The sequence below is a fragment of the Clostridium kluyveri genome, from assembly GCF_001902295.1.
GTDB classification, from domain to species: Bacteria; Bacillota; Clostridia; order Clostridiales; family Clostridiaceae; genus Clostridium_B; species Clostridium_B kluyveri_B.
This window is the reverse complement of the sequence record NZ_CP018335.1, coordinates 2792545-2818112: the sequence shown is the minus strand read 5'-3', so window position 1 is coordinate 2818112 and position 25568 is coordinate 2792545. Positions and strand designations below refer to the sequence as shown.

The 25568-nt window shown below is 31.4% G+C and carries 32 protein-coding genes and 2 pseudogenes; 26 read left to right on the top strand and 8 right to left on the bottom strand.

The features are described 5' to 3' along the window. The first annotated feature begins 83 nt into the window (after positions 1–83). The 8 genes from BS101_RS13500 (at position 84) to BS101_RS13465 (ending at position 7139) form a co-directional block, all read left to right on the top strand. Positions 84–1319 (top strand): MFS transporter, encoded by a 1236-nt coding sequence (locus BS101_RS13500; protein ID WP_073539293.1) that lies wholly within the window; start codon positions 84–86, stop codon positions 1317–1319. A 197-nt stretch (positions 1320–1516) separates the two neighbouring features. Beyond that, positions 1517–2104, top strand: a complete 588-nt coding sequence (locus tag BS101_RS13495; RefSeq protein ID WP_073539292.1) for a serine/threonine protein kinase — start codon at positions 1517–1519, stop codon at positions 2102–2104. An 80-nt stretch (positions 2105–2184) separates the two neighbouring features. After that, complete coding sequence (locus BS101_RS13490) at positions 2185–3060, top strand: hypothetical protein (protein ID WP_242951266.1); 876 nt, start codon at positions 2185–2187, stop codon at positions 3058–3060. Next, positions 3026–4039 carry an SPL family radical SAM protein gene (locus BS101_RS13485; protein WP_073539291.1) on the top strand — a complete coding sequence of 338 codons (1014 nt, stop codon included), beginning with the start codon at positions 3026–3028 and terminating at the stop codon, positions 4037–4039. Before BS101_RS13490 ends, BS101_RS13485 begins: the two co-directional genes overlap by 35 nt. A gap of 14 nt (positions 4040–4053) precedes the next feature. After that, on the top strand, positions 4054–4749 hold the full coding sequence (locus BS101_RS13480; protein WP_073539290.1) for an SDR family oxidoreductase: 696 nt from the start codon (positions 4054–4056) through the stop codon (positions 4747–4749). Between the two features lie 75 nt (positions 4750–4824). After that, complete coding sequence (locus tag BS101_RS13475) at positions 4825–5814, top strand: ABC transporter substrate-binding protein (RefSeq protein WP_073539289.1); 990 nt, start codon at positions 4825–4827, stop codon at positions 5812–5814. After that, positions 5777–6520: an ABC transporter permease gene (locus tag BS101_RS13470; protein ID WP_073539288.1), complete on the top strand. Its 744-nt coding sequence runs from the start codon at positions 5777–5779 to the stop codon at positions 6518–6520. Before BS101_RS13475 ends, BS101_RS13470 begins: the two co-directional genes overlap by 38 nt. A 7-nt stretch (positions 6521–6527) precedes the next feature. Beyond that, positions 6528–7139 (top strand): ABC transporter ATP-binding protein, encoded by a 612-nt coding sequence (locus BS101_RS13465; protein ID WP_073539287.1) that lies wholly within the window; start codon positions 6528–6530, stop codon positions 7137–7139. Between the two features lie 354 nt (positions 7140–7493). Here the strand turns inward: BS101_RS13465 and BS101_RS23880 are convergent, their stop codons facing one another. After that, on the bottom strand, positions 7494–7676 hold the full coding sequence (locus BS101_RS23880) for a hypothetical protein (protein WP_242951265.1): 183 nt from the start codon (positions 7674–7676) through the stop codon (positions 7494–7496). Between the two features lie 105 nt (positions 7677–7781). Then, positions 7782–8015: pseudogene (locus tag BS101_RS23355) on the bottom strand (AP endonuclease); the annotation flags it as partial. Positions 8016–8347: 332 nt separating this feature from the next. Between BS101_RS23355 and BS101_RS24605 the strand changes: the two are divergent. From BS101_RS24605 to BS101_RS13420, 7 genes and pseudogenes are all read left to right on the top strand, one after another. Then, positions 8348–8590 (top strand): annotated as a pseudogene (locus tag BS101_RS24605) (ISAs1 family transposase); the annotation flags it as partial. Positions 8591–8610: 20 nt separating this feature from the next. After that, positions 8611–9009: an ISAs1 family transposase gene (locus BS101_RS13445; protein ID WP_073539285.1), complete on the top strand. Its 399-nt coding sequence runs from the start codon at positions 8611–8613 to the stop codon at positions 9007–9009. Between the two features lie 332 nt (positions 9010–9341). Next, entirely contained in the window at positions 9342–9677 is a 336-nt protein-coding gene (locus BS101_RS13440) for a hypothetical protein (protein WP_073539284.1), read from the top strand. A gap of 31 nt (positions 9678–9708) precedes the next feature. Further along, positions 9709–9999, top strand: coding sequence for a hypothetical protein (locus tag BS101_RS13435; RefSeq protein ID WP_073539283.1), 291 nt, complete (start codon positions 9709–9711; stop codon positions 9997–9999). Between the two features lie 15 nt (positions 10000–10014). After that, positions 10015–10644, top strand: coding sequence for a DUF5081 family protein (locus BS101_RS13430; protein ID WP_073539282.1), 630 nt, complete (start codon positions 10015–10017; stop codon positions 10642–10644). Then, complete coding sequence (locus BS101_RS13425) at positions 10645–10944, top strand: hypothetical protein (RefSeq protein ID WP_073539281.1); 300 nt, start codon at positions 10645–10647, stop codon at positions 10942–10944. Positions 10945–11002: 58 nt separating this feature from the next. Continuing rightward, positions 11003–12286 (top strand): pre-toxin TG domain-containing protein, encoded by a 1284-nt coding sequence (locus BS101_RS13420; RefSeq protein ID WP_073539280.1) that lies wholly within the window; start codon positions 11003–11005, stop codon positions 12284–12286. A gap of 28 nt (positions 12287–12314) precedes the next feature. Here the strand turns inward: BS101_RS13420 and BS101_RS13415 are convergent, their stop codons facing one another. Next, positions 12315–12614, bottom strand: coding sequence for a transposase (locus BS101_RS13415; protein ID WP_073539279.1), 300 nt, complete (start codon positions 12612–12614; stop codon positions 12315–12317). 1 nt (position 12615) lies between these two features. Beyond that, a complete protein-coding gene (locus BS101_RS13410) occupies positions 12616–13365 on the bottom strand; it encodes an IS630 family transposase (RefSeq protein WP_073539278.1) in 750 nt (249 codons plus the stop codon). A gap of 163 nt (positions 13366–13528) precedes the next feature. Between BS101_RS13410 and BS101_RS23350 the strand changes: the two genes are divergently transcribed. The 9 genes from BS101_RS23350 (at position 13529) to BS101_RS13360 (ending at position 18693) form a co-directional block, all read left to right on the top strand. Next, complete coding sequence (locus BS101_RS23350; protein ID WP_198039479.1) at positions 13529–13714, top strand: hypothetical protein; 186 nt, start codon at positions 13529–13531, stop codon at positions 13712–13714. A gap of 17 nt (positions 13715–13731) precedes the next feature. Beyond that, positions 13732–14127 carry an immunity 22 family protein gene (locus tag BS101_RS13400; protein WP_073539277.1) on the top strand — a complete coding sequence of 132 codons (396 nt, stop codon included), beginning with the start codon at positions 13732–13734 and terminating at the stop codon, positions 14125–14127. Then, positions 14124–15005: a pre-toxin TG domain-containing protein gene (locus BS101_RS22375; RefSeq protein WP_347472940.1), complete on the top strand. Its 882-nt coding sequence runs from the start codon at positions 14124–14126 to the stop codon at positions 15003–15005. The genes BS101_RS13400 and BS101_RS22375 overlap by 4 nt, the downstream gene beginning before the upstream one ends. A gap of 13 nt (positions 15006–15018) precedes the next feature. Next, entirely contained in the window at positions 15019–15348 is a 330-nt protein-coding gene (locus BS101_RS13385) for a hypothetical protein (RefSeq protein WP_073539276.1), read from the top strand. Positions 15349–15568: 220 nt separating this feature from the next. Then, positions 15569–16714, top strand: a complete 1146-nt coding sequence (locus BS101_RS13380) for a pre-toxin TG domain-containing protein (protein WP_073539275.1) — start codon at positions 15569–15571, stop codon at positions 16712–16714. Between the two features lie 11 nt (positions 16715–16725). Beyond that, complete coding sequence (locus BS101_RS13375; RefSeq protein ID WP_073539274.1) at positions 16726–17034, top strand: hypothetical protein; 309 nt, start codon at positions 16726–16728, stop codon at positions 17032–17034. A gap of 505 nt (positions 17035–17539) precedes the next feature. Next, positions 17540–17998: a tyrosine-type recombinase/integrase gene (locus tag BS101_RS13370; protein ID WP_083585724.1), complete on the top strand. Its 459-nt coding sequence runs from the start codon at positions 17540–17542 to the stop codon at positions 17996–17998. Further along, on the top strand, positions 17991–18176 hold the full coding sequence (locus tag BS101_RS13365) for a hypothetical protein (protein ID WP_083585723.1): 186 nt from the start codon (positions 17991–17993) through the stop codon (positions 18174–18176). The genes BS101_RS13370 and BS101_RS13365 overlap by 8 nt, the downstream gene beginning before the upstream one ends. 19 nt (positions 18177–18195) lie before the next feature. Then, entirely contained in the window at positions 18196–18693 is a 498-nt protein-coding gene (locus BS101_RS13360; protein WP_073539273.1) for an SMI1/KNR4 family protein, read from the top strand. A 408-nt stretch (positions 18694–19101) separates the two neighbouring features. On the opposite strand, the gene BS101_RS13355 is transcribed toward BS101_RS13360, so the two are convergent. Together BS101_RS13355 and BS101_RS13350 are read right to left on the bottom strand one after the other, a co-directional pair. Next, the gene (locus BS101_RS13355; RefSeq protein ID WP_073539272.1) at positions 19102–20466 is read right to left on the bottom strand and encodes an MFS transporter; all 1365 of its coding nucleotides are present in this window, start codon (positions 20464–20466) and stop codon (positions 19102–19104) included. 5 nt (positions 20467–20471) lie between these two features. Further along, a complete protein-coding gene (locus BS101_RS13350) occupies positions 20472–21002 on the bottom strand; it encodes a PadR family transcriptional regulator (protein ID WP_073539271.1) in 531 nt (176 codons plus the stop codon). Positions 21003–21284: 282 nt separating this feature from the next. Between BS101_RS13350 and BS101_RS13345 the strand changes: the two genes are divergently transcribed. Continuing rightward, positions 21285–23165: a MutS family DNA mismatch repair protein gene (locus BS101_RS13345; RefSeq protein ID WP_073539270.1), complete on the top strand. Its 1881-nt coding sequence runs from the start codon at positions 21285–21287 to the stop codon at positions 23163–23165. 97 nt (positions 23166–23262) lie between these two features. On the opposite strand, the gene BS101_RS22795 is transcribed toward BS101_RS13345, so the two are convergent. Together BS101_RS22795 and BS101_RS13340 are read right to left on the bottom strand one after the other, a co-directional pair. Next, positions 23263–23433: a hypothetical protein gene (locus BS101_RS22795; protein ID WP_012102733.1), complete on the bottom strand. Its 171-nt coding sequence runs from the start codon at positions 23431–23433 to the stop codon at positions 23263–23265. A 208-nt stretch (positions 23434–23641) separates the two neighbouring features. Beyond that, positions 23642–24184, bottom strand: a complete 543-nt coding sequence (locus BS101_RS13340; protein WP_073539269.1) for a TetR/AcrR family transcriptional regulator — start codon at positions 24182–24184, stop codon at positions 23642–23644. 167 nt (positions 24185–24351) lie between these two features. Here BS101_RS13340 and BS101_RS13335 point away from each other — a divergent pair, with 167 nt between their 5' ends. Further along, positions 24352–25566, top strand: a complete 1215-nt coding sequence (locus BS101_RS13335) for an efflux RND transporter periplasmic adaptor subunit (RefSeq protein WP_198039478.1) — start codon at positions 24352–24354, stop codon at positions 25564–25566. Positions 25567–25568 lie beyond the last annotated feature (2 nt).

Sequence of the window (25568 nt, the reverse complement as noted above, 5' to 3'; positions counted from 1 at the left end):
TTTGTTGACAAGGAAGTAAAATGATGATACGATAAATATGATTCCGAGGAAGCAAAAACATAACTTTTGAAGGGAGAATTTTAGTGTTCAAATTTAGATCACACAATGAACAGAACACAGAACAAACCATAGATAAAAAGGCTTTGATATTCGGTCTTATGTCTGTGTTTCTTTGCGGAATAGGCTTAAGTATCATAGCACCTGTCGTCCCATTCTTAGTGAAGCCTTATACAAGCAATCCGGGAGAACAAGCTATAGTTGTTACGCTGCTGACTTCTGTTTATGCAGTCTGCGTGTTTTTTGCGGCCCCCGTACTTGGAGCTTTGAGCGACAAATATGGCCGTCGCCCAGTACTCTTAGTATGCCTTTTGGGCTCCGCAATCGGGTACTTAGTCTTTGGCATAGGAGGAGCTTTATGGGTACTATTTGCTGGGCGCATAATAGAAGGTATAACAGGCGGGAACATAAGCACTATCTTCGCATATTTTGCAGACATCATTCCTCCAGAACAGAGAACCAAATACTTTGGATGGGTGAGTGCGGTTGTAGGTGTAGGCACCGTCATTGGCCCAACTTTAGGCGGATTACTTGCCAAGTTTGGTTATTCTGTACCCATGTATTTTGGAGCAATCATAACTTTATTGAATGTTGTTTATGGATTCTTTTTTATGCCTGAGAGCCTTGACAAGAATAATAGACTGAAAGAGATTACCTTTGTAAGACTGAATCCATTTATACAGCTTGCAAACATACTTTCCATGAAAAACTTAAAAAGACTGCTTATCTCAGCATTCTTACTTTGGATACCCAACGGATCTTTACAGGCAGTTTTTTCACAATTTACAATGGATACTTTCAGTTGGAAGCCTGCCCTAATCGGACTTATGTTTTCAATCATGGGCTTCCAAGATATTATTTCACAAGGTTTCATCATGCCAAAGCTTTTGCTGAAACTTCATGATAAACAGATAGCCATTCTGGGAATGGTTTCGGAGATTATAGGCTACAGTCTGATTGCAGCATCGGCTTTGTTCTCATTCTATCCTCTTCTTATCGCTGGAATGTTTATATTTGGTTTTGGTGATTCGATCTTTGGGCCTTCATTCAATGGGATGCTCTCCAAGTCTGTCAATTCCAGTGAACAAGGAAGGATTCAAGGAGGCAGCCAATCGATTCAGGCTTTAGCAAGAATGATTGGTCCGATCATTGGAGGGCAAATCTATGTGTCCCTTGATCATGCCGCACCCGCTTTTATGGGGATGATCCTTATAGCAGCTGCAATACCGGTTTTGTATAAGGGTACACATGTAAATATGTAAATTATATACTTTCTTTAGGCAAGTATCCACATCCTTCCGTATACTCGTCCCAAAGGTAAACCTTGGTACTATGTCAAGGAAAAGTACCAAATGTTAAGTTTTGTTTTTAGTTTAAGGAATAATTTTATATATATTATCAAATTAAGATAAAAGGTTTCATACAATAGTAATAGTAGTAATATGGAAAGGTATGGATTATGGCAAGGAGAGATGGGTATTATGTTCAATTGGATGAAACAGCCGAAAATATGTTAAGGGCGGGAGACTTTTTAGGCTGTGGTCACAATGGTATAGTATATTTACTGAAAGATAACAAAGTAATAAAAATATTTAAAGATAAAGATATCTGTAAAAATGAATATGAACTTTTAAAGAAAACTGAAAAAAGTAAATACTTTCCCCAAGTGTATTCTCATGGACCTTACTATATTATAAAAGATTATGTACCAGGAGAAAGGCTTGACTATTATATTAGAAAAAACGGTATAAATAAAAAAATATCTTGTGAGATTATCAAATTGCTCATGGAATTTAAAGAACTTGAATTTACTAAACTGGATATACGGTGTAAGGATTTATATATTGATAATGATTTTTCTATAAAAGTTATAGATCCCAGAAACAATTATTCAAGGGGGGGAAACTACCCAAGACATCTTATGAAGGGCCTATATAAATTAGGTGTATTGGATGAATTTTTGAAAATAGTGAAAGAACAATATAATGAAGTATACAGAGAGTGGAGTTTTAAAATTAAAAGATATTTATATAGAGGAGTAAAATAGGTAAACACAAAGAAACTAATTTATTTACCTTTTAACACATATTTGAGGTATAATTATTTGGAAACACTGTTAAAAAGAATATGATACGGATGAAATTATGTGGAGAGGATGAAAAAGAGAATATGGTTTTCATAGTAACAGCATTGTATTGTGAAGCAAAGCCATTTATAGATGGCTTTGCTTTAAAAAAGTATAACCTTATAAATAAATTCCAGGTATTCAAAAATGAAGAAATTGTCCTTGTGGTAACTAAAGGGGGAGCTATAAATACGGCTTGTGCCTGTATGCATATTATAGATAAATTTGAAGCTAATGCTTATGATACTTTTGTAAATATAGGTATATGCGGCAGTAAACATAAAACTGTTGCTATTGGCACCACAGTACTTTGTAATAAAATAACTGAAAATACATCAAACAAGGATTTTTACCCAGATATGATTTTCAGACATCCTTTTAAAGAAGGAAACTTGGAGAGCTTCCCCAAAATAATTAAAGAGCAGGATGCTGGAGATGTAAAAGGAGACTTTGTAGATATGGAAGGGGCTGCTTTTTTTCAGGCAGTATCCATATTTATTCCTCCCCATAGAATATATTGTTTAAAAGTAGTATCTGATTATTTAAATAGCCATAACTTAACAGCATTACAAGTTACAGAGCTAATCCATAGAAGCTCAGAGAAAATATGTACATGGATAAAGGATATTTATAATCAGTATGCAAAACCTTTCGATATATTGGATGAAAAGGATATGGATTACATAAATGAAATAGCAAGCAATTTAAATTTGTCTGTTTCTATGCAGCATAAGCTTAAAAGATTGGCCAAAGGGTATAAACTTAGAAATGATAATTTGATATTGGCTCTTGAACCTTTTACTCAAATTTACTGTAAAACTAAAGTTGAAAGGAAGATGTATTTTGAAAGACTTATATGGCAGCTTGAATCTATGTAGTTTTTCTCATATTTATGTGGAAGAAAAAGCTTTAGATAATGAAAATACCAAATATATATTATCTAAATTTAAAAATTCCAGTATAATAAAAATACATCACTACAAAGATGTGTTCTCAAGGCATAATCAAGATTTTGTTCTTCAAAAGAAAAGTCCCAAAATTATATTGGCCTGTAAAGATGGAAACCTTATTTATAAGGGAGCCAGAGTATGTGAGAGTTTTGGAAATGATCATTTTTATTATACCTCCTCCATGATGAATTGTGTTTACAACTGTGAATATTGTTATCTGCAAGGAATGTATCCTTCGGCTAATATAGTGATATTTGTAAATTTAAATGATATTTTTACTGAACTTAAGTGTCTTTTGAAAAAGCATCCAGTATATATCTGTATATCTTATGATACAGATCTTTTAGCTTTCGAAAATATAACTGGATTCACCAGGAAATGGATAGAGTTTAGCTATCTTTACCCTCACTTAAAGATAGAAGTGAGAACTAAAAGTTCTAATTTTAAAAGTATAGAAGATATAGCACCAAGATCCAATGTGATACTGGCATGGACTCTTTCTCCAGAGGAGATTATAGGGAAATATGAGAGTAATACTCCAGGCTTAAAGTCTAGATTAGGTAGTTTAAGGTGTGCTGTTTTGAAGGGATGGAAGGTAAGGGTCTGCTTTGATCCACTTCTTTATGTGCCTGGATGGAAAGAGTATTATACAAGGTGTGTAGAGGATACCTTTAAAGTTGTTTCAGAATCCAATATTGAAGATGTAAGTATCGGAGTATTTAGAATTGCAAAGGATTATTTTAAGAAGATGGAGAAAATTAATCCTAATTCTATTTTACTCTCGTATCCCTTTAAAACTATAGATGGGATATATACTTATTCAGAGGAACATCATAAGTCCATGGTAGATTTTATGTATAATATGGTAGGGAATTATGTTAAAAAAGAAAAGATATTTTGTACATAGGGAAGGTGTGAATCATGAAAACTGCAATTGTAACAGGGGCTTCTTCAGGAATAGGGTTTGAAATTTCAAAAAGACTTCTTAAAATGGGTTATAAAGTATATGGTTTTGGAAGGGATTTTTCCAAAGTAGATTCTTATGATTCCAATTTTATTCAGGAAGTCTGCGACATTATAGAGGTAAATACACTTGTAAAAATTATAGAGAAAATTAAAAAAGAAAACAAGGTATGTTTATTGGTGAACAATGCAGGGGTGGGATATTTTGGCCCTCATGAAGAATTAAATCCTAAAAAAATACATTTGATGGTTTCAACCAATCTGGAGGTACCTATGGTGCTTTGCAATGTGCTTTTAAGAGATTTAAAGAAAAACAAGGGCATGATTATAAATATATCTTCAGTTACTGCAAAATATGTAAGTACCTATGGTTGTGCTTATGCTGCTACAAAGGCAGGGTTAACCCACTTCTCAGAAAGTCTTTTTTCAGAAATCAGAAAAACCGGAGTTAAGGTACTTTCTGTTCATCCTGATATGACAAAGAGTAATTTTTATAGAAATGCAAATTTTAGTGAAGATGATAGTGACACTGATTTCTATATAGATAGTGAAGTTATAGCAGATACAGTAAAATCAATATTGATGCAAGGCTCTAATATAGCTGTAACAGATATTACCATAAGACCTCAAAAACATAGAATAAGAAGAAAATAACTTCCATAAAAATCATGAAATATTTAATTAATGGTGTATAATTTTAATTAGACACTACTAAGGGAGGTATTTTTTATGAAAAGAAAAATAGGTATTATTGGAATGATGTTAATATTTGTAATTTCTGTTTTGTTTGTTACTGGTTGTTCCAATGGAGCTGATAGCTCTGAAGAATCCACTAAAATTAAAATAGCGGCATTAAAGGGGCCTACCGGCATGGGTATGGCAAAGCTTATGGAGAATAAGAATAGCTATGATATTACTGTATACGATTCCCCGGATGAAATAGTATCTAAAATTGTAAATGGACAATTAGATGCTGCTGCTGTGCCTTCTAATCTGGCATCTGTATTATACAATAAGACAAAAGGACAGATTCAATTGGTAGGTATAAATACACTGGGAATTTTATATATAGTGGAAAACGGAAATACTGTAAAGGATATAAAGGATTTAAAAGATAAAACTATTTACTCCAGTGGAAAAGGTTCTGTACCTGAATTTGCATTGAACTATATATTGAAAGAGAATGGATTAACTGCAGGAAAGGATGTAATAGTGGATTACAAGATGAATCACAGTGATCTGGCTGCTGCAGTGGCATCTAAAAAGGTTAACCTGGCAGTACTGCCAGAGCCTTTTGTAACTACCGCTAAAATGAAAGACAATGAACTTCAAGTACCTATAGATTTGACAAAAGAATGGGACAAGGTATCCCAGGGAAAAGGCAAGCTTATAATGGGAACTTTGATATTTAGAAAATCTTTTATAGATAGTAGATCAAAGGATGTAGATGCTTTTTTAAAGGAATATAAGGAATCTGTGGATTTTGTAAATAATAATAAAGTAGAAGCATCAAAGCTTATAGAAAAATATGGTGTGATTCCAAAGGCCAAAGTAGCAGAAGAAGCAATTCCAAAATGCAATATAGTGTTTATTAGTGCTGAAGAAGGTAAGGATGATCTACAAAAATTTTATGAAGTGTTAAATGAAAATGATCCAAAGTCCATTGGAGGAACAATTCCAGATGAAAACTTCTATTACAGCGGAAACAAAAATAATTAAAAAAATAGGTATATTAATATTTTGGATATTAATTTGGCATGTATGTTCTGTTTTTATAAATGAGGAACTTCTCCTGCCCTCTCCATTTCAAGTATTAAAATCGCTTGTATTGCTTATGGGTAAATTTTATTTCTGGAAAAGTGTCTTAAGCAGTGTAATAAGGGTGATAATTGGAATTTTGCTGTCTGTGATTATAGGCATTGTACTTGGGTTAACAGCAGGACTTAACAAATTTGTGGAAGAACTTTTGGAACCTGTTGTAATCACTGTAAAGGCAACTCCTGTCATATCCATAATTATTATAGCCCTGGTGTGGTTTAATTCATCTAATGTAGTGATTTTTACAGCTATACTTATATGTTTTCCAATAGTATATACCAATGTGCTTCAGGGAATAAAAAGCATAGATAAAAGCCTTATACAAATGGCAAATGTGTTTAAAGTAAAAAGGAAATATGTACTTAAAGATATATATTTGCCCTCCATAAAAAATTACATTGTATCAGGAATACTTATGTGTATGGGAATTGGATGGAAGGTTTCAGTGGCTTCAGAGGTGTTAAGCATTCCAAGATACTCTATAGGGCTGAATCTTTTAAGCGCCAAAACCACTTTGGAGACAGCAGAGTTATTTGCCTGGACTATTGTGGTAGTTATTTTAAGCTTTATGTTTGAGAAGGTGTTTAAATATTATTTACAAAGGTGACAGAGATATGGTAGTGGAACATGAACACAATTATGAGGTGACAATTAAAAATTTGAATAAATCCTATGATGGAGTTTCTATTTTTTCTGATTTAAGTATAAACTTCATAAAAGGCAAAATTACAGTTGTTTTGGGACCATCAGGCTGTGGAAAAACTACTCTTTTAAATATTATAAGCGGCATTGAAACAAATTACAGCGGGGAAGTTATATTGAAAAATGACAGCATATCCTATATGTTTCAGGAAGACAGACTTATTCCGCATCTCACAGTATATGAAAATGTTGCATTCGTACTAAAATCCACCATGGATAAAATGGAAGTGGACATAGCTGTAAATAAATTTTTAGGCATGGTGGAATTATTGGAGTATAAAGATAAGCTTCCAGATAAATTAAGCGGGGGAATGAAAAGAAGAGTTGCCCTGGCAAGGGCTGTTGCTTATAAAAGCAGCTTGATTTTGATGGATGAGCCTTTTAAGGGCATGGATGACAGATTGAAAAGCAGTATAATAAAAAAATTTTTAATTCACCAGAGGGAAACAGGTAGAACTGTTATATTGGTAACCCATGACAAGGTTGAGGCTGAAACTATGGGGAATGAGGTTTATTTTCTGTAATTAGAGGAAAGAGATTGGTTTAATTAAGTGATTCAGAGGTTCAGGTGGAGTTTGATGTAGAGAAATGTTTATTTCCAGATGAACCTTATTAACAGTACTCTTAGTGTCTTTAGCACTTAGAATATGTTATCCTTTAGGGGAAGAACTTATCCAGGTACGTAATAGTGATAATCTACCACTTTAAAGAAGAGTGGATTATTAGCAGCGTTTTCCCATATATAGTAAGTAAACCTAGCTAATTGTTGCATGACCAATATTTTTAGGTAGAAATAGTACTTCAATTACTGGGAATAGCATCAATAGACCAAGAAAGATAAAACCTAATTCATAGGCAGTATTAATTAAAAAGAAAAATTAAAATAAATTTACAACAACTGTAATGAGTGATATTCCCATCCCTTGAGCTAATGTTGAAACAACAGCACTCAAAGTATTTGCGCTATTTCGATCTTGAGGATCTATTTCAGAAAAACTTAATCCATTGTAAGCAGTTAAGGCTAGTGAGCGTCCTATACCTGAGACTAATTCAAGAAACATTATCCAAATGTTGACGAACTTGTATGAAAATATTGTGCCATTTTAGGTAGTGCGGTGGTTATAATTATTCCATCTAAAATCTCTATAAAAAGCCTATAAAAAATATTATAATTTTTCATATGTATTTTTTAGCATCAAAGCGTCCTTTTCAAGCATAGGGCTTTCACAGATTATACATCCCTTTGCTTTGAATTCTTTTAGACTTCTTAAACAGTCTACATAATTGAAATCACTTTTAAGAAAGGGTAGATGATTCCTCTCCTTTTTTTCACTATAACGAATGCCGGATATATGTATATGCATATCATTTAAAGCCTACTGTCCAAGTTTTTCTTCTATTTCATGGGGGAAGTTTAAGTAAATTTTCTTTTATGGTATTATAAATATCTTCTTAAGAAGCATCAATGATTTAAAGTATTCTATATTGATTTAGGGAAAATTAGGGCTAAATCATGAGTTAATAAATTGTAAACAAACAAAAAAAGTGAGTGGATAATCCTAAATATAGGAGTTTAATCCACTCTTTGTTTTTTGATTCTATATAATTAGTTTATATATTACTTTTATATAAATACAAAGAAGAGAAGGATAAACTTATGAGCAACAAAGAGTCTATATTTTTTAATTATTTTCAAATAATCAGAGGTGTAAGGTAGCAAGCCAAAGTACGTCATTTACTAATAGATATACTTTTTATTGCAGTAGCTGCAACCATTGCTAATGCAAGTGATTGGAAGGAAGTTGAAATATTTGCAAAGAAGCGAGAAGATTGATTTAGCAAGTTTCTTGAACTTCCAAATGGTATACCATCTCATGATACTTTTGAGAGGGTTTTTAGATGGATAGATTCAAAACAATTTGAAAAGTGTTTTGTTTATTGGGTTAAGGAAATAGCAACACTAAAAGATCTGTAGTAGCCATTGATGGCAAGACTATGCGAGGAGCATTTGATACAGATAATAAAAAGTCACCAATTCATATTGTAAGTGCATGGGCTAGTGAAAATGAAATGGTACTAGTACAAGTAAAAACAGATGAAAAAAGATATTATATTTCATCTTTAAAAGACTCTATAGAAGAATTTTCAACAACAGTAAGAAAATATTGGGAAATAGAATCAACTCATTGGATTCTTGATGTTGTATTTAAAGAAGATGGTCGTAGAGTAAGGAAAGATTATGGTCCGCAAAATTTAGCCCTGCTAAAGCGATTGGCTCTAAATATAATAAAAAAAGACACTACTGAACCTAAGTATAGTTTAAAATCTAAAAGGTTTGCTGCTTCTGTAGACAATAATTATCTAGAACAAGTACTTATCAAAAACTTCATATAAGATAATACAGGAAAAATCCGTATAACAATTACTAGACATATCCGAAAAGGACTGTTTGGTTTTCTATGCAAAAAATCTTGATTAAATTAATGAAGTTCCCTGAAACGCTTCAACTCCATATCATTATAATTTTAGGACTGCCACAAAAAATATTATCATGCCACATATATAGCTGCAATGGTTATTTTTTAAAAATCTCCTATCGGGGATGCGGTTAAAAAAATATTCATGCGTAACCCCTGGGTTTATGCGTATATTATATTGCAAAAGTATGTAATTTTATTGTATTATATAATTATTTAAAATTACATAATATTGGATTGAGAGGAATAATGGGTGATAAAGAGTATTATAAAACAAAAATGGTTGAATATGAAAAAGCTAGAGACAAATTGGCATCATATAAAGAAGAGCTTGATAGATATTTAGACAGCTGTAGGACAGATTTTAAAGACTTTAACACTGTATATGAAGCAAGCTATAATCTTCAAGGGGAAGTTATGGATAATTTTAATTATAAGTCAGAGGATTTTAGCAAGGAAGTTAATCAACTATTTGGTAAAATTGAAGATGATATAAGTATTATTGATAACCAAAGAGCTGAAGCTGATGAATTATATAACAAGTATAGACAATTATATGAAGAAGCATGTGAATGTGATAATTAGAAAAATAATTATTTTAGTTAGGAGATAAAAGATGCTTTATAGATTAGATAATAGTATACATGATGACATAAGAAATTTTATGAATGGTAATAAAACTTTACAAGAGTCTTTAGATACAGTTAATGAGGTATTATCAATCTTAAATACAGATGTATGGAAAGGGAAGAGTAAAGAATCAGCAATAGATTTGATGGCAATATTAAAAAAATATCATGAAATGCTTTTAAGTGTAGCCAAAGATAATGTAGACATAATGGTTAAGTTAGAAACTAAAGCTGAAGAATATATGCACAGCGGTAAAATGCCATCTTTATGGAAGTAGTATGGAGGAATGAAAATGATTAGTGCAAGTGAATTATACTATCTAAATAGGGCACTAGATGGGACACCGATTTTGGGTATAAATCCCGTTGAAACTTTGATTAGTAATGATAAAGGTGAAAATTCACCAAAAAAATCATTAATTAAGAAAAAGATACTACAAAGTAATAATGGATTAAATGAAAAATCCTTTAGAATTATTAATAACTTAGAAAAATATAAAAAGGCAAAAAAACACATATGGATTAATGATTTATTAATATCACTAGATAAGACTGATCTTTTAGTATTTTTAAAGAACAGAGAAAAAGGACAATTTATTATTGAGAGAACAAGCAAATCTCTTATGCTGTATGAGATAATAAAAAATTATCAATTTTTATGGAATAATACAAAGGTAGAGGATAGCGAAAAAGAAATAATAGAACCTAATAATTTTATATTAAATGAAATACAAGATAAAAAAGAAAATCAGATCTTATGCATACAAAAAGAAGAAAATAAAAATTTTAGAGTATGCAATATTTATTATCAAAAAGATTGTGTATATAAATATAATTTATTAAATAAACAGTTAATCAAAGTAAATCCTAGAGATATAAGGCTAGAACTTGCAAATATATTTGAACTTGAGGTGAATAAATAAATGGATGATACCATAAAGGTAAGTGGTGAATTAAAAAATATTGCAGACAAAATAGGTAAAGCATCAGAGTTAGTAAGTGATGCATCCAAAATGTATCAACAAACATTTGAAAGTTTTATGGGAATGTATTTAGGAAAAGCCGGGAATGATGAGAAAGTGCTGTCAGATAATTTTGTTAAAGATTTAAATACATTAAGTTATTTTTATGGACAAGCAGAGTATTATGTAAATTATTGTTTAGAAAATTTAAGTAAGCAAGATGAAGAAGAAGCAGAAAGTTATGATGCAAATATGGTGTAGCGTAGCAAATTGGTAATATGTCAAGAGCAAAATGAAAAGGATATGAGGAGAATGCAAAGTGAGAAAGTATATTTTAGATTCAGATCTTTTATCTAAGAAAACTACTGCTGCTTACTCCATGCTAAATGATATGCTTCCAGTTCTAGATAAGATAGAGGAAATTAGCAAGGAAGCATTTGAAGAAATAAACGCTCATGATGAATTAGGAAATGTGGATTATACATCAATAAAGAATAATATGGAACATATTGAAGAATACATGGATAAATATAAGGCTTTCGGAGCAGTATCTAGTGGTGATGGACAAAATAGTAGTAGTGGATATAATTATAATATGAGTACTATAGGTTATAGCAGCAATGATGGATTTATAGGGGAGTATCAAAGAGAAGTAGATGATGTATTCTATAATGATCTGGTTAAAACAATAAAAAAGCTAAGAGATTCGAAGTTGCAAGATATAAGAATAGATAACAATGTAGGAATACAAGGAGAAAGACCTGCATCGATATTTGATATGAATACAAAAGTATCAGATGGAATTAACAAGGATAAAATAGGCTTGGAAGACCTACTTGGCTTTGGAAGAATATCAATGGCTATGCATCAAGAGTATGAACAGATAAAATCTCAAATAGATGCCTATAATGCAAGTTTGCCAAAATATAGTTCAGAAAATGCTTCAAAATTCCTGTCAGATTTTATTAGTAAGCTTATATTTGATTCGGAAATAGATAAGGAAAAAATAAATAGTTGTGATGATTACATAAAAAAAATGGTAACTTCATCAGACTTTGATTACGAAACGAATGGTGAAAGAACAGCATCTATTACAGCAGATTTCATACCAGTATTTGGTCAACTTAAAATGTTAGGTGAAATAGTTGAAGGAAAGGATTTAGTATCAGGAAAGCACTATAGTACAGGAGAGCAGTTGTTTGGACTAGGCACGCTGGGTGCAGGAAGTCTACTAGGAAAGATATACAAGGGAATAAAAGCAGGAATGTCACCAGAAGTAGAAGAGGCAGCAGGCAAATTAAGTAACGGAACTGTATTTGCAATGAATGGTGCTGGTGGAGCTAGTGAAATTGAAAAACTTGCTAAGAATATAACTAAAAAGATTGTTGGTAAGGGAGAAGAGGCATCTGAGGGGGTTACACAAGCTGAGGGAAAAATAAAAGTTCCTACAGTAAAGAGTGGTGAATTTAATGACTGGTTTAATTCACTAAGTGTAGGTGAATTAGATAGTATGTGGCAGAATAAATCAACAAGAAGAGCAATTGAAAGACAGTTACGCGAACCAGGAGGAATGCATGAGTGGCATTTATATAATTTACAATAACAAATAGCTAACTTTATAGGGGTAAGAGCTAGTAGATATATGCACATAGTTTTTTCAATATAGCCTTGTCCTCTTTTATTGAATCCAAATAGGAACTAATTTGATGTAACAATTCTGAAAAACTGTTAAAAAGAGTATTATATGTTACATTGGAACGAATGTTTTTCCATAGGTGCTCTATAGCATTTAACTGAGAACAATATGGTGGCAAATACAAGAATTCTATATTTTTTAATCCTTCTAAATATTCATTTATTCCCTTAAAATGATGGTATCTTGCATTATCAGCTATAATTATAACTTTTTTATCAGGATAATCTTCAGACACCTTATTTTAAAAAAGACTTGAAATTCTCAGTATTTCCTTTATCATTTAATTCTTGAGTTAACTTGCCTTTCTCTGGATTTACTGCACCGAATATTACAGTTCTCTGTCTTGTGCCACTACTATTAGTTTTAACTACAGTTTGAGAGCCTACTTTTGACCATGTTGCCGTAGTTGTTGGCTCTGAAGTTATTATAGCTTCATCTTCATAAAGGATTTCAGTATTTTCATCTTTTGATTCAAGCAAATCATCAAGTTTATCTCTAAAATTCTCTAATGTTTCTTTATTTACTCTTTTATCTGTTTTCTTTGGACGAGTTTTGGAGTAATTTAATTCATGGAGAATATTATATGCTGTACCCAATGATATGATTTTATTAAATTTATTTTTTACCATTGCAACTAAAAGGTTTCCTGTCCAATTGCTGTATTCCAGGCCACTATCACGGGGACTTTGAGATAAATTCTTATCAATTTCTTTAAGTTCTTCATTACTTAATATAGTATTTTTAGGGGGATGGGGTATATCTTTTAAACCTGGCAATCCAAATTTATTATATCTATGCAGATATCGCCTCACTGTAGAATCTGATTGGTGAACAAGTTTTGCAATTTTAAGACTTGAATAACCTTCCCCAAAATATAGTATTACGAGCAGCCTTATTTTCATCCTTACATCTTTTTCTGTTTGATACAGCTGTTTTAACATATCATAAGAACTATGTTTACAATTAACTTTTAATCTTTCTCCCACAAATATCATCTCCAATACTTTATTTATTTTAGTATTTCCATTTTAGAGATTTTAATTATAGCTATTTGTTAGTTCAAATTATATAGTTTCACGTGCACCTCAATTTAAAAATTGGGGAGTAAGTGCAGAACAAATTCGAGATTTAAGAACTGCTATAAGTGATGTGGAATTTATAAATCCAGTTGGAAAGCATGGTCAACTAGGTTCTACAACAGCTCATAACGAATTGTTGGATATAATTGATTCTTCAATTGATTATAACATGTTCACACGTAGATTAAATAACTGGGCTAATTATAGGCTTAATGGTGGAGTTGATGCTTTGCCAGAAGGGCTTAGACTAAAGTAAAGGAGTAGAATAAGTATATGGAAAGAGAAGGATATGTATCTTTATGGATTGGTAACTCAAAATCAGATGAGGAACTTTTAGAATATGTTGAACTCGTCTATACAGATGAAGGAGATTTTTTACCATCACAATTTTTACAAGATTTTAATATTAATATAGATGATTTTGATGAAGATTTTATAGAGAGAGTATGTCTTGAGAAAGAAACTAATTCAATTACTGAACTTATTTCAGGGTGCTCATATGAGGATATAGTAATGCCCAAATATGAGAATTTGATTGGTAGAGTATCATCAGTAAAATTCAATGCAGGGATTCTACTTTATAATTTTCAATATGATGGAAGTATAAAAGCTGTAAATAATAAAGGCTATCAATTTAAATTTGTAGGTGTGGTAAAATATGCTAGATAATAAGTAAAATACTTTCACTATCAGACTTTGATTACGAAACGAATGGTGAAAGAACAGCATCTATTGCAGCAGATTTCATACCAGTATTTGGTCAACTTAAAATGTTAGGTGAAATAGTTGAAGGAAAGGATTTAGTATCAGGAAAGCACTATAGTACAGGAGATCAGTTGTTTGGACTAGGCACGCTAGGTGCAGGAAGTCTACTAGGAAAGATATACAAGGGAATAAAAACAGGAATGTCACCGGAAGTAGAAGAGGCAGCAGGCAAATTAAGTAACGGAACTGTATTTGCAATGAATGGTGCTGGTGGAGCTAGTGAAATTGAAAAACTGACTAAGAATATAACTAAAAAGATTGTTGGTAAGGGAGAAGAGGCATCTGAGGGGGTAAGAAATCCTAATGCAAAAGAAATAATTTCTGAAAGGGTTTCTGGATTAGATTTAAATGAACATCAGTTAACGAATAAGCAGTTAAGTTCAAAGAAAATGTCAGAAATTAAAAGCAAAATAGATAATAGAACAGTAACTAAAGCAGAATATGAAGCATATGAGTGGAATAAAAGATTTTCAGCTAGAAGACGTGAAGGTGTTAAACAATTCTGGAATCAAGAAAGAGAAAGAATAATAAATGGAGAAAGCACTACACGTAATTGGACAACAGAACAAATTGAAGATATTTTAAATGGTAGAACTCCCAAATATGATGGTAAGCCTATTCAAGGACATCATTCGTATAGTGCATCCCAATATCCTCATTTAGCTGATAAAGGGGAAATAATATATCCAGTTACACCAAATGAACATTTAAAGGGATGGCATGGAGGAAACTTTAAAAATAGTAGTCCAGGAGAGCCGATAATAGATATAAATGATTTTTAAGTAGGAGGGAAATATGGATACCGTGGGAATTAAAATAAAAAGTAATGATAAAATAACAAAGTGCATTAGTAACATAAGAAAATATACCAACTTATCAATAGGAGAGATTAAGGATAAAATAATAAATAATGAGTATGTAATGATATGCGGATACACAAATGAAGATGGAATAAAAAATATAGTAAAAGCTTATAAAGAAATTACAAGTTTGGGAGTTAATGTGGTAATATACGAGCATGATAGAGTTACTACAATAGATTTTCTAATGAATTTAATAGATATGTATGGTGATATTGAAAGAGATATGCAAGAAATGGATGATTTAATGTATGATGAGGACTAATAGTCGCTATAAAATTATGCAATAAATAACTGTATAAAAAATAGTTAATAACAGTAGATAGTAAAATTAATAAAAGGAGCAAGGATTTATACTGTATAATAATAATTCTGTAGTAAGTCTGCAATCTACCACATATGAAAGCAGTACTGTAGGTTATAGCAGCAATGATGGATTTATAGGGGAGTATCAAAGAGAAGTAGATGATGTATTCTATAATGATTTGGTTAAAACAATAAAAAAGCTAAGAGATTCGAAGTTACAAGATATAAGAATAGATAACAATGTAGGAATACAAGGAGAAAGACCTGCATCGATATTTGATATGAATACAAAAGTATCAGATGGAATTAACAAGGATAAAATAGGCTTGGAAGACCTACTTGGCTTTGGAAGAATATCAATGGCTATGCATCAAGAGTATGAACAGATAAAATCTCAAATAGATGCCTATAATGCAAGTTTGCCAAAATATAGTTCAGAAAATGCTTCAAAATTCCTGCCAGATTTTATTAGTAAGCTTATATTTGATTCGGAAATAGATAAGGAAAAAATAAATAGTTGTGATGATTACATAAAAAAAATGGTAACTTCATCAGACTTTGATTACGAAACGAATGGTGAAAGAACAGCATCTATTGCAGCAGATTTCATACCAGTATTTGGTCAACTTAAAATGTTAGGTGAAATAGTTGAAGGAAAGGATTTAGTATCAGGAAAGCACTATAGTACAGGAGATCAGTTGTTTGGACTAGGCACGCTGGGTGCAGGAAGTCTACTAGGAAAGATATACAAGGGAATAAAAGCAGGAATGTCACCAGAAGTAGAAGAGGCAGCAGGCAAATTAAGTAACGGAACTGTATTTGCAATGAATGGTGCTGGTGGAGCTAGTGAAATTGAAAAACTGGCTAAGAATATAACTAAAAAGATTGTTGGTAGGGGAAAAGAGGCATCTGAGGGGGCGGTTGAATCTGTACATGTAAAAGCGTCTCAATTGCCAGAAGGTAGTCAATGGCAAAGAAATGTTTTAAATTCTTTCGAAGGTGGAAATGCAGTTGAGAAAACCTATGGAGAAGGTACGACTTTGTACAGAGTTGGCGGCAAGAACGGATGTTTTTGGAGCTTAAATCCACCACCAGCAACAGAGTATGAGTGGAGAGTAAAAACTGCAATTAAACAGGAATTCTGCAATGATGGAAGTACATTGTATAAAATGACTGTTCCTAAGGGGTCAAGTATTTCAGGACTTGATGGTACAGTTGGACCACAAGGAATGGGTCTATATGGTGGAGCACATCAAATTTACATTGACTTTAATGCAGTTCCAGAGAGATGGATACAAACTTCTCCGATAAATTTTATAAAATGAGGTGATTTAAAATGAGTTTAATAACTCAACAATGCCATAAAGAGTTGATTAGTACTTTGAATGAACTTAAAACTATAATTGAGGAGATGAGAAAAGTTTCTTCAGAACAAATATTGACTTGGCATAAAGAAGAGGTCAATGATTGGTTGGATTTTCTTGAAAAACATACTGATAAAGAAGAATTACGCTCTCTAGAAGTTGAAGTTGGAGACAGATTTTTCTATAAATACAATGTAAGAATTGAACCAGTAAATTTAGATAAACAAAGGTTGAATGTATTTCAAAAATTCATAAATCAGATAAATAATGCATTAAAGTAAGTTTAAGGGCTGGGTATTTTTAAATAATATATCCACCCGTATTCTATTGTCTTTTATACTCACTACAAAATTTTTAATAAACCGACTGCAAAATAAGATATAAATACTTAAAGTAGTGATTTTATTAATTTTTAATATAATAGCCATAGATATTGTAACTGCATAATCTCAATTCTGCAATGAAGCTTGGTTTTTTTGCGTTAAATTCTATACAAAGTTAACCAATGTGAGTACATCAACTAAAAAACAAAAATCAAGGAGAGGGTCAAATAGATGCTGAAATAGTGTCTATTGGATTTTTCTATGTAGAGGTAGAATGAATTGCCACAAACTATGTCCTTGCGCCTAAACTCAGTGATACCAACGGTTCGGGATAAATCAAGTACACCCTGAGTATGTCCTAGACACACCCTAAGCATAAAAAAAGAGAGACCAACAACGGAAGTTGATCCTGTTGTTGGTCTTTTTGCTATACCCAAAAATAAAAAATGAAAGGAAGAAAAAAATGATGAACCTAGTAGAAAAATTCGAAAGATACCTAATAGAAGGTGGAAAAAACACTAAAACAATAGAAAGCTATGTAGGAGATACCGCTGCTTTTGTAGGATTCCTTGAAAGTAAAGGTGTAAACTTCAATGGAGAGGTGAAAAGATTCCACATCACAAGCTACGGGAACCACCTCATTGAAAATCAGTATGAGTTATCAACCATAAATAAAAAAGTAAACAGTATCCAATCATTCAATAAATATCTAGTAGATAATGGCTACACAAAAGAGGTTGTGGTGGATATTGCAAAGGATAGAGTAAAGCTAACCTATGGTTCTGAAAGACAGGTAGAAGTATTGGAAGATAAACAAGTAGAAAGGATTCTATTCTATATCCAAAATGAGGAGAAGGTAAGCAAAAGGAATAAGATGATAATTCTCCTGTTTCTCTACACAGGGCTACGGGTAAGTGAGTAGAGACTGGTTGTTTGAAAGAACAGGCAAAAAAGTCGGTGGAAAAGTCAACTGGAGTGAGGTTTCTCCGCAGGAGATACAAAGTCTAAGCGAAAGAATGTTTGATGCAGCAAAAGTTCCTCAGGAGGCAAGAGTAGAGTATTATAGAGAGTTTAACAGATATATCTATAATCTTAAATAACTTAAGGAGTTGATTAGATATGGACATTAAAGAACTAGTAGAGAAAATAAAAAAACTACCTAATTGTATAGTATACCCATCAAAAGGATTACCAAATGTTGAATCAAAACACCATTTGCCTGATGATGTGAAGGAGCTTTATGAACTTTGTGGTGGAATTATATTGTTCGAAAATCAAAACTATATCGCCAATATAGTATCTCCAGATGAATTCATTCTAGCAAACCCGGTAATTGTAGGAGAACCTTGTGAAGAGGATATTACATCAGAATGGTATATAATTGCTAATGATGGAAATGGTGACTATATGACAATAGATATGAATCCTGAAAGAATTGGAAAATGCTATGATAGCTACTGGGACAGACATGGGGTAGTTGGAGAATGTACAGTCATTGCATTATCGTTTACTGATTTGGTTGAAAGATTGGTTGAAAACAATGGTGAAAGGTGGTATTGGTTAAGAGAGGATTTTGCTTCAATGGGTGATGCTTATGATGGTATCGAAACGGAATAAAATATTAAAAAAATCCTGTTACTCAATGCAATATTATACCAAAGGTAACTGCAAAAAATATGAATATGAATCTCAAATATATATTTCATAATTCTTATAAAAAGGAAGAAATATTTAAAATTAAATCAGACTGCATAATTTCAATAATGCAGTGAGTTGTAACTAAAATAAAAACTAAATATATATTATAACAATGATAAGAGTCAATGTTTCTCACGAAGAAGCATTGGCTCTTTTTCCATGTAAGGAAATTGAAAGGAGTAAAGTAGTGCTAGAATAAAAATAGAAAGGGTAGAATCAAGATGAAAGATACTAACAATAAATAAAACAAGTGTAGTTTTTGATAAATACTAATACTATGCAACAAACTGTTCAATGTTTTCCCATGTAGTAAGTAAATCTAGCTGATTAGCTGATTGTGGCATGACCAATATTTTCAGGTAGAAATAGTACTTCAATTACTGGGAATAGCATCAATAGACCAAGAAAGATAAAACCTAATTCATAGGCAGTATTAATTAAAAAGAAAAATTGAAATAAATTTACAACCACTGTAATGAGTGATATTCCCATACCTTGAGCTAATGTTGAAACAACAGCATTTAAAGTATTTGCACTATTTCTATCTTTAGGGTCTATTTCAGAAAAACTCAATCCATTATAAGCAGTTAAGGCTAGTGAGCGTCCTACACCTGAGACTAATGCAAGAAACATTATCCAAATAGGCAAAGTAGTGGTTTCAATAAATGCTAAAGCAATGGATGTGATAAATACCATTCCAAATGATGATAATAGTGCACCTCGATAGCCCAGTTTACGAATAATTGGATTGGTAAAAGGTTTGATTCCAATATTTCCAATAAAAATAAATAGCACATAACTGCCTGCTTTTACTGCGGACCAATGAAAGATTGTTTGCAAAAAAATTGTTAATAGATAGGGCATTGCCCCCACAGATAACCATAAAATAGAACCACTTGTCTGACAAATTCTAAAAGAAGTTATTTTTAACCCATCAAGTGAAAATAATGGATTGGATGCTTTTTTCAAGTGCTTGAAAACCATAAAGCCTAGTATTACTCCTAAAATAATTAATCCTAATGCACTAAACCAATAGTTTTTTCCATGAGTGGCCAGTTCTGCTCCAATTAGAATTATGCCGGATGAACAGGCAATTTCTATAAATCCTAAAAGATCAAAAGTAGATGTCTTATTTACCTGATCCTTATCAATCAATTTTATGCCGATTAATGCGATAATTAAGCCTATTGGGATATTAATTAAGAAAATCCAATGCCAACTCCAGTAAGTAATAATAAATCCACCAACCACTGGTGCTATTGCTGGTGCTATCAATGCAGGCCAAATAAGATAACTAACCATTTTCAACAGCTGTGAAGCCGGCGTCTTTTCTAGTACAATCAATCTTGCGGTAGGTGTCATCAAAGCACCAGAAATTCCTTGTACAATTCTCATTAGCAAAAGGAGAGAAAAATTAGGTGCTAATGCGTTGCTTAACGAGCTAAAGGTAAAGATGATAACAGCAATAATCCAAATTTTCTTTTTTCCAAATCGATTAGCCATCCATCCACTTAATGGGATAAAAATGGCCACTGTAATCAAATACACACTGACCAGTAAAGCAATTGTTGATGAACTTGTATGAAAATATTGTGCCATTTTAGGTAGTGCGGTGGTTACAATTGTTCCATCTAAGATCTCCATAAAGAGACTAGCAGCCATTAATAAGGCTATTTTTATTTCTTTTGTCATGCTGCTCACCATTCTTTCTTCAATTCATGTTTAAACTTTTCAATCCATTCAATTGCTACAGTGGTTTGTCGTAGTCGTAGCTCAAACTTCCTACTTGCATACCAGTGATCTTTTGAATCTTTTTCAGCTAATTTTTGAAGTGCATTTTGTGTATCTTTGATGATATCTTTTTGTTCCTGATAGAATTGATCTAATAATTGTATTTGTTCATCTAGAGCAAGATGCTGCATCACATCAAGCTTTATTAAATATATATCCGCATTGTGAGCACCCTTAGGAACAGGCATTTTCATTAGTTCAAAAAAACGTTTTTCCCCTTTTTCTGTAATAGTGGCAATTTTCTTATTTTTTTTGTCTGATTCTACATTGGTTATTTCTAAAAAACCTTTCTTCTCTAATTTTTCAAGTAGAGGATAAATCACGCCATAGCTGATTTTTCGATGATGTCCTAAAGAAACTTGCAGTGCGTTACGTAAATGATAACCACTTTGAGGTTCTTCCATTAATTCACCTAAAATAAAAAGTTCATTCATCATTTTAATCTTCTCCTATACATCTAAAAGATGTATTTATTATATATCTTTTAGATGTATAATGCAAGTTATTTGTTTAAAAAATTTTTGTATACAATATCAACTTTTTGTAGTATTTTTTAATTGTGTAGTAATATATTTTTGAGCATATATAAATTACCTTTTCCAGTATAATTGTTATGCAAATCAATTTTATACTATGAATTGGTGGTTTATATTATTTTTAGAATAGTTCTTATATGAACTTCATTTTCCATTTATGGGGTTATTAGCTGGAGGTGAGGAATGATATCAGTACTAAAGGAATATAAAAAGAGAAAAATTAAATATAATCTATTATTTAAAAAGCAAGAAAAATATATAGGTAATTTGAGTAATTTAAGATTGGCTACTTTTGTACTAGGACTTATGATTTTGATAATAATGTATATATTAAGAAGACATTTTATATTTGATTTTATAGTTTTAGTTATGATTATTTTGTTTTGTTATCTAACTTATTTACATAAAAAAATGGAACGTAAAAAGAACTATTTGAATGTATTATATGAAATAAATAAAACTTCAATAAAACGATTGGAGGGAGAATGGAAAACTTTTCAGGATATTGGTGAAGATTTTATAGATAAAAATCATAATTATTCGTACGATCTTGATGTTTTTGGGAAAGGTTCTTTATTCCAATGGATAAATACAGCCCATACTCACATTGGAAGACAAAAATTGAAGCAAATATTGACAGAAAAGCCTGAAAATAAACAGAATATATATGATAGACAATCTGCGGTTGTAGAACTTGGACAGAAAATATATTTCAGGCAGAGGCTTGAAGCAGAAGGAAAAGTAATTTGCAATGACAAACAAAATCCTCAAGAACTTTTTTTATGGATGAAACAAAGAAGTAATTACATATTAAAAAATAAAGTAATTTGGATTTTGAGGATTTTGTCAGTAGTAACCACAATAACTACTTTAACCTTACTGGTGAAAATACTTTATTATGTATTATCTGTTTTTTTTGGAACTTACAAAAGTGCACCGAAAATATTCTACATAATTCCTTATTACATTCCTATTTTTTTCATTTTGATTCAATGTATTATTTTAAGGATGAAAAAAGAAGATAGAATGAAAAATTTAATTATTGCCGAGAAATACAATTGTAGCATAAAAGCATATAAAAATATGCTTACACATATAGAAAAACGTAAATTTAAATCAAAGTATATTATAAATTTATGTAAAGAACTTTATAATAATGGTCAAAATGCATCTAAACAGATAGATGTTTTTTCTAAAATTTGTGAATCTATAGCTAATAGACGTAATATGTTATATTTCATTTTAAATCCTATTCTTATGATAGAATACTACTGGACTATTTCTATTGAAAAATGGAAGATACAATCAGGAAATAACTTTGAAAAGTGGATTAATATAATAGCAGAATTAGAAGCCCTATGTAGTATTGCAGTTATCAAATATGATAATCCTAATTGGAGTATGCCTAAAATTATAGATGGACCATCAAAGATCATAGCGAAAAATATGGGACATCCTCTTTTGAGAGAAAAACGAGTATGTAATAATTTAAAGCTCGAAGAAACTTATCCAGTTATGCTCATAACAGGCTCTAATATGTCTGGAAAGAGCACATTTATGAGAACTATAGGAATTAATATTGTATTAGCTTATGCTGGAGCTCCCGTGTGTGCAGAGCAATTTTACTGTACTATTATGGAGATGTATAGTTGTATGAGAATAAATGACAATTTAGGACAAAGTATATCTTCTTTTTATGCAGAAATATTAAAAATTAAAAGTATTGTTGAGGCTTCAAAAGAAGGGAAAAAAGTATTGTCTTTATTAGATGAAATTTTTAAAGGAACTAATTCAAGAGATAGACATATTGGAGCTATAACTTTAGTAAATCAATTAAACAGAACAGGAAATTTGGGGGTTATATCCACTCATGATTTAGAGTTAGGTGAAATGGCAAAGCATAAAGACTCAAAAATTAAAAACTATCATTTTTCTGAATATTATAGGGAGAATAAAATTTATTTTGATTATAAATTAAAGAATGGAATTTCCTCTACAAGAAATGCTGTATATTTAATGAAATTAGCTGGGATTAAAATAGGAGAAATTAATGAGGATGAGTAAAATCTTTTAGGGAAATGAATGTACCTTGATTTGTTTTATACAAACCTAGGTACATTCCTATTCAGCACTTGAGTTTATAAGTTTTTTAAATTGATTTTTATTTATTATGAGATAATTTTGATCTTTTTGTGTATTTTTTCCCATTCGCATGAGAGCCTATTTTTTTACCCTGTTCAATACCTATTTCGGCACCTGCTTCAGAACACATTTTCCTTTTTTCAGCATTGGATTTTGGTCTATCTTTCACTCTGTTTTTATTGTTATCCATACAATTCCTCCTGTAAAATTAATGAATTACAAATGTATATAAAGTAAAGGCTTTTAAATATAAAGACTGTTATTACTTCTCTTTATAGTATTTACTTAAGTGGAGTATTTTACTCGATGGATACTTTAATATTTATTGAGTGTTAAGTTGAGTGCGAAAAAATAAAATTTGGTTATGAAAAAATAATTGTTTCATGTAAAAAGGCGTTTTAAAGCATTTTAACAATAATTGATGCCATATCTTTAGGAGAAGCATTCATATCATTATTCAACCACTGTTGTATTACCCCGATACATCCTGATATAATGAAAGGCATACAATAGTGAGCTTCTAATTCTGAGGATGTATCATCTAGAGGAATTTCATAGTGTTTTATAGCATCCTTAAGTTTTTCTATAAAAGTATAGTCCATATCATCACAAAGAAATATTTTAAATATTCCAGCATTAATCTGAACGAACTCAAAAATATATATAAAAAAAGATAATAAATCATCATAGGTGGTGGCTTCTTTTGAAAATTTATCATAAGTTTTGCTGAAATCATCAATGAACTCAGTTCTTATTTTATCCACCATATCAAATATATCTCTGTAATAATGATAAAAAGTTGATCTATTGACATCTGCTAAATCAGTAAGTTCCTTTACTGTGATATTATTAATTTTTTTCTTAGACATGAGTTTTGTTAGGGCGTGAAACAGACTTTGTTTAGTTTTTCTTATACGTCTATCCAATTTCTTTTCTTCCATGGTAACCTCCCGAAAATATTTCGATATTTATCCAACACTTGTTGATTATATGTTGAATAACCTTCAAATCAATAATAGATTAATGATTGAAGTTATACTACACACGTTCTATAATAGACACATGTTTATAAAAGTACAAGTGTTTTATTTGAATTAGGGGGGATAGCGTGAAAAAAATATTTTTGTCCTTTTTATGTTTGGCTGTGGTTGCAATTGTACTAAGTGGATGCGGCAAAGGAGATGATTCAGAAGAAACTGGCAGCAAGAGTTATCCTGTAAAGATTTTGGAGATGAAAAATGAAAATTATCCTGTTTCTTTAGAATATGAGGGAATAACAGGAGGCAGCGAAGTGAGAAAGCTTTCTTTTAAAAGTTCTGCTAAGATTTTAAAAATATACGTATATAAGGGACAGCATGTAAAAAAAGGAGATAATCTAGTGGAGCTTGATAAAAGTGATTTGAATTTTGCAATGGAAGCTTCTAAATCACAGATGAATGCAGCTTCTGCACAGTATAATAAAGCAGTAAATGGTTCTCAAGCAGAAGATATAAATAAAGCTGAAATAGCAGTAAAGAATGCCCAAAATAATTATAGTTATTATGAAGATTTGTATAATAAAAATGTAAAATTATATGAAAGCGGCGCAGTTTCAAAGCAGCAGGTTGATGATATTAGACTTCAATTAGATAGCAGCGAAAGTGCCTTAAATAGTGCCAAGCAAAGCCTGCAGCAGCTTCAAAATGGTTCCAGAGAAGAAGATAAACAAGCTCTTTTAGCGCAATTAAATACAGCAAAAGCTGATTATGATTCAAAGGTTAACTTGGTTCAAGATGCCTCACTGACTGCAGATATTGATGGTTATGTAGTAGATGTACTTTGCAGGGAAGGTGAAATGCAGGCAGCTGGCAATCCTGTTATTCTATTAAGAAGTGAAAATCAGGTTGTTACTGTGGGACTATCTGAGGAGGATGTGAAGAAGATAACTGTTGGTACAAAAGCTCAGGTAAAGATAGATAATACTACAGTAAATGGAGAAATCATAAATATAGTTCAAATGGCAGATGAAACATCAGGTACATACAGTACTCAAATTAAGCTGTTAAATCCAATAGATAATAGTAAGTTTTATATAGGAGAAGACGTAAAAGTGTACATTAATGTGGGAACAAAAAATTCTATATGGATTCCTATTAGCAGTATTTTAAATGATGGAGAGGATTGTGTTTATGTAGTACAAGGTGGACATGCTATTAGAAAGAATGTGACCTTGGGAGATACAAACGAAGATAAAGTTTCAGTAGAAGGTTTAGAATTAGGCGATAAACTTGTTGTTCAAGGCATGAAGAATATAAAAGCTGGCTATAAAGTTACAGTAAAGTAAAG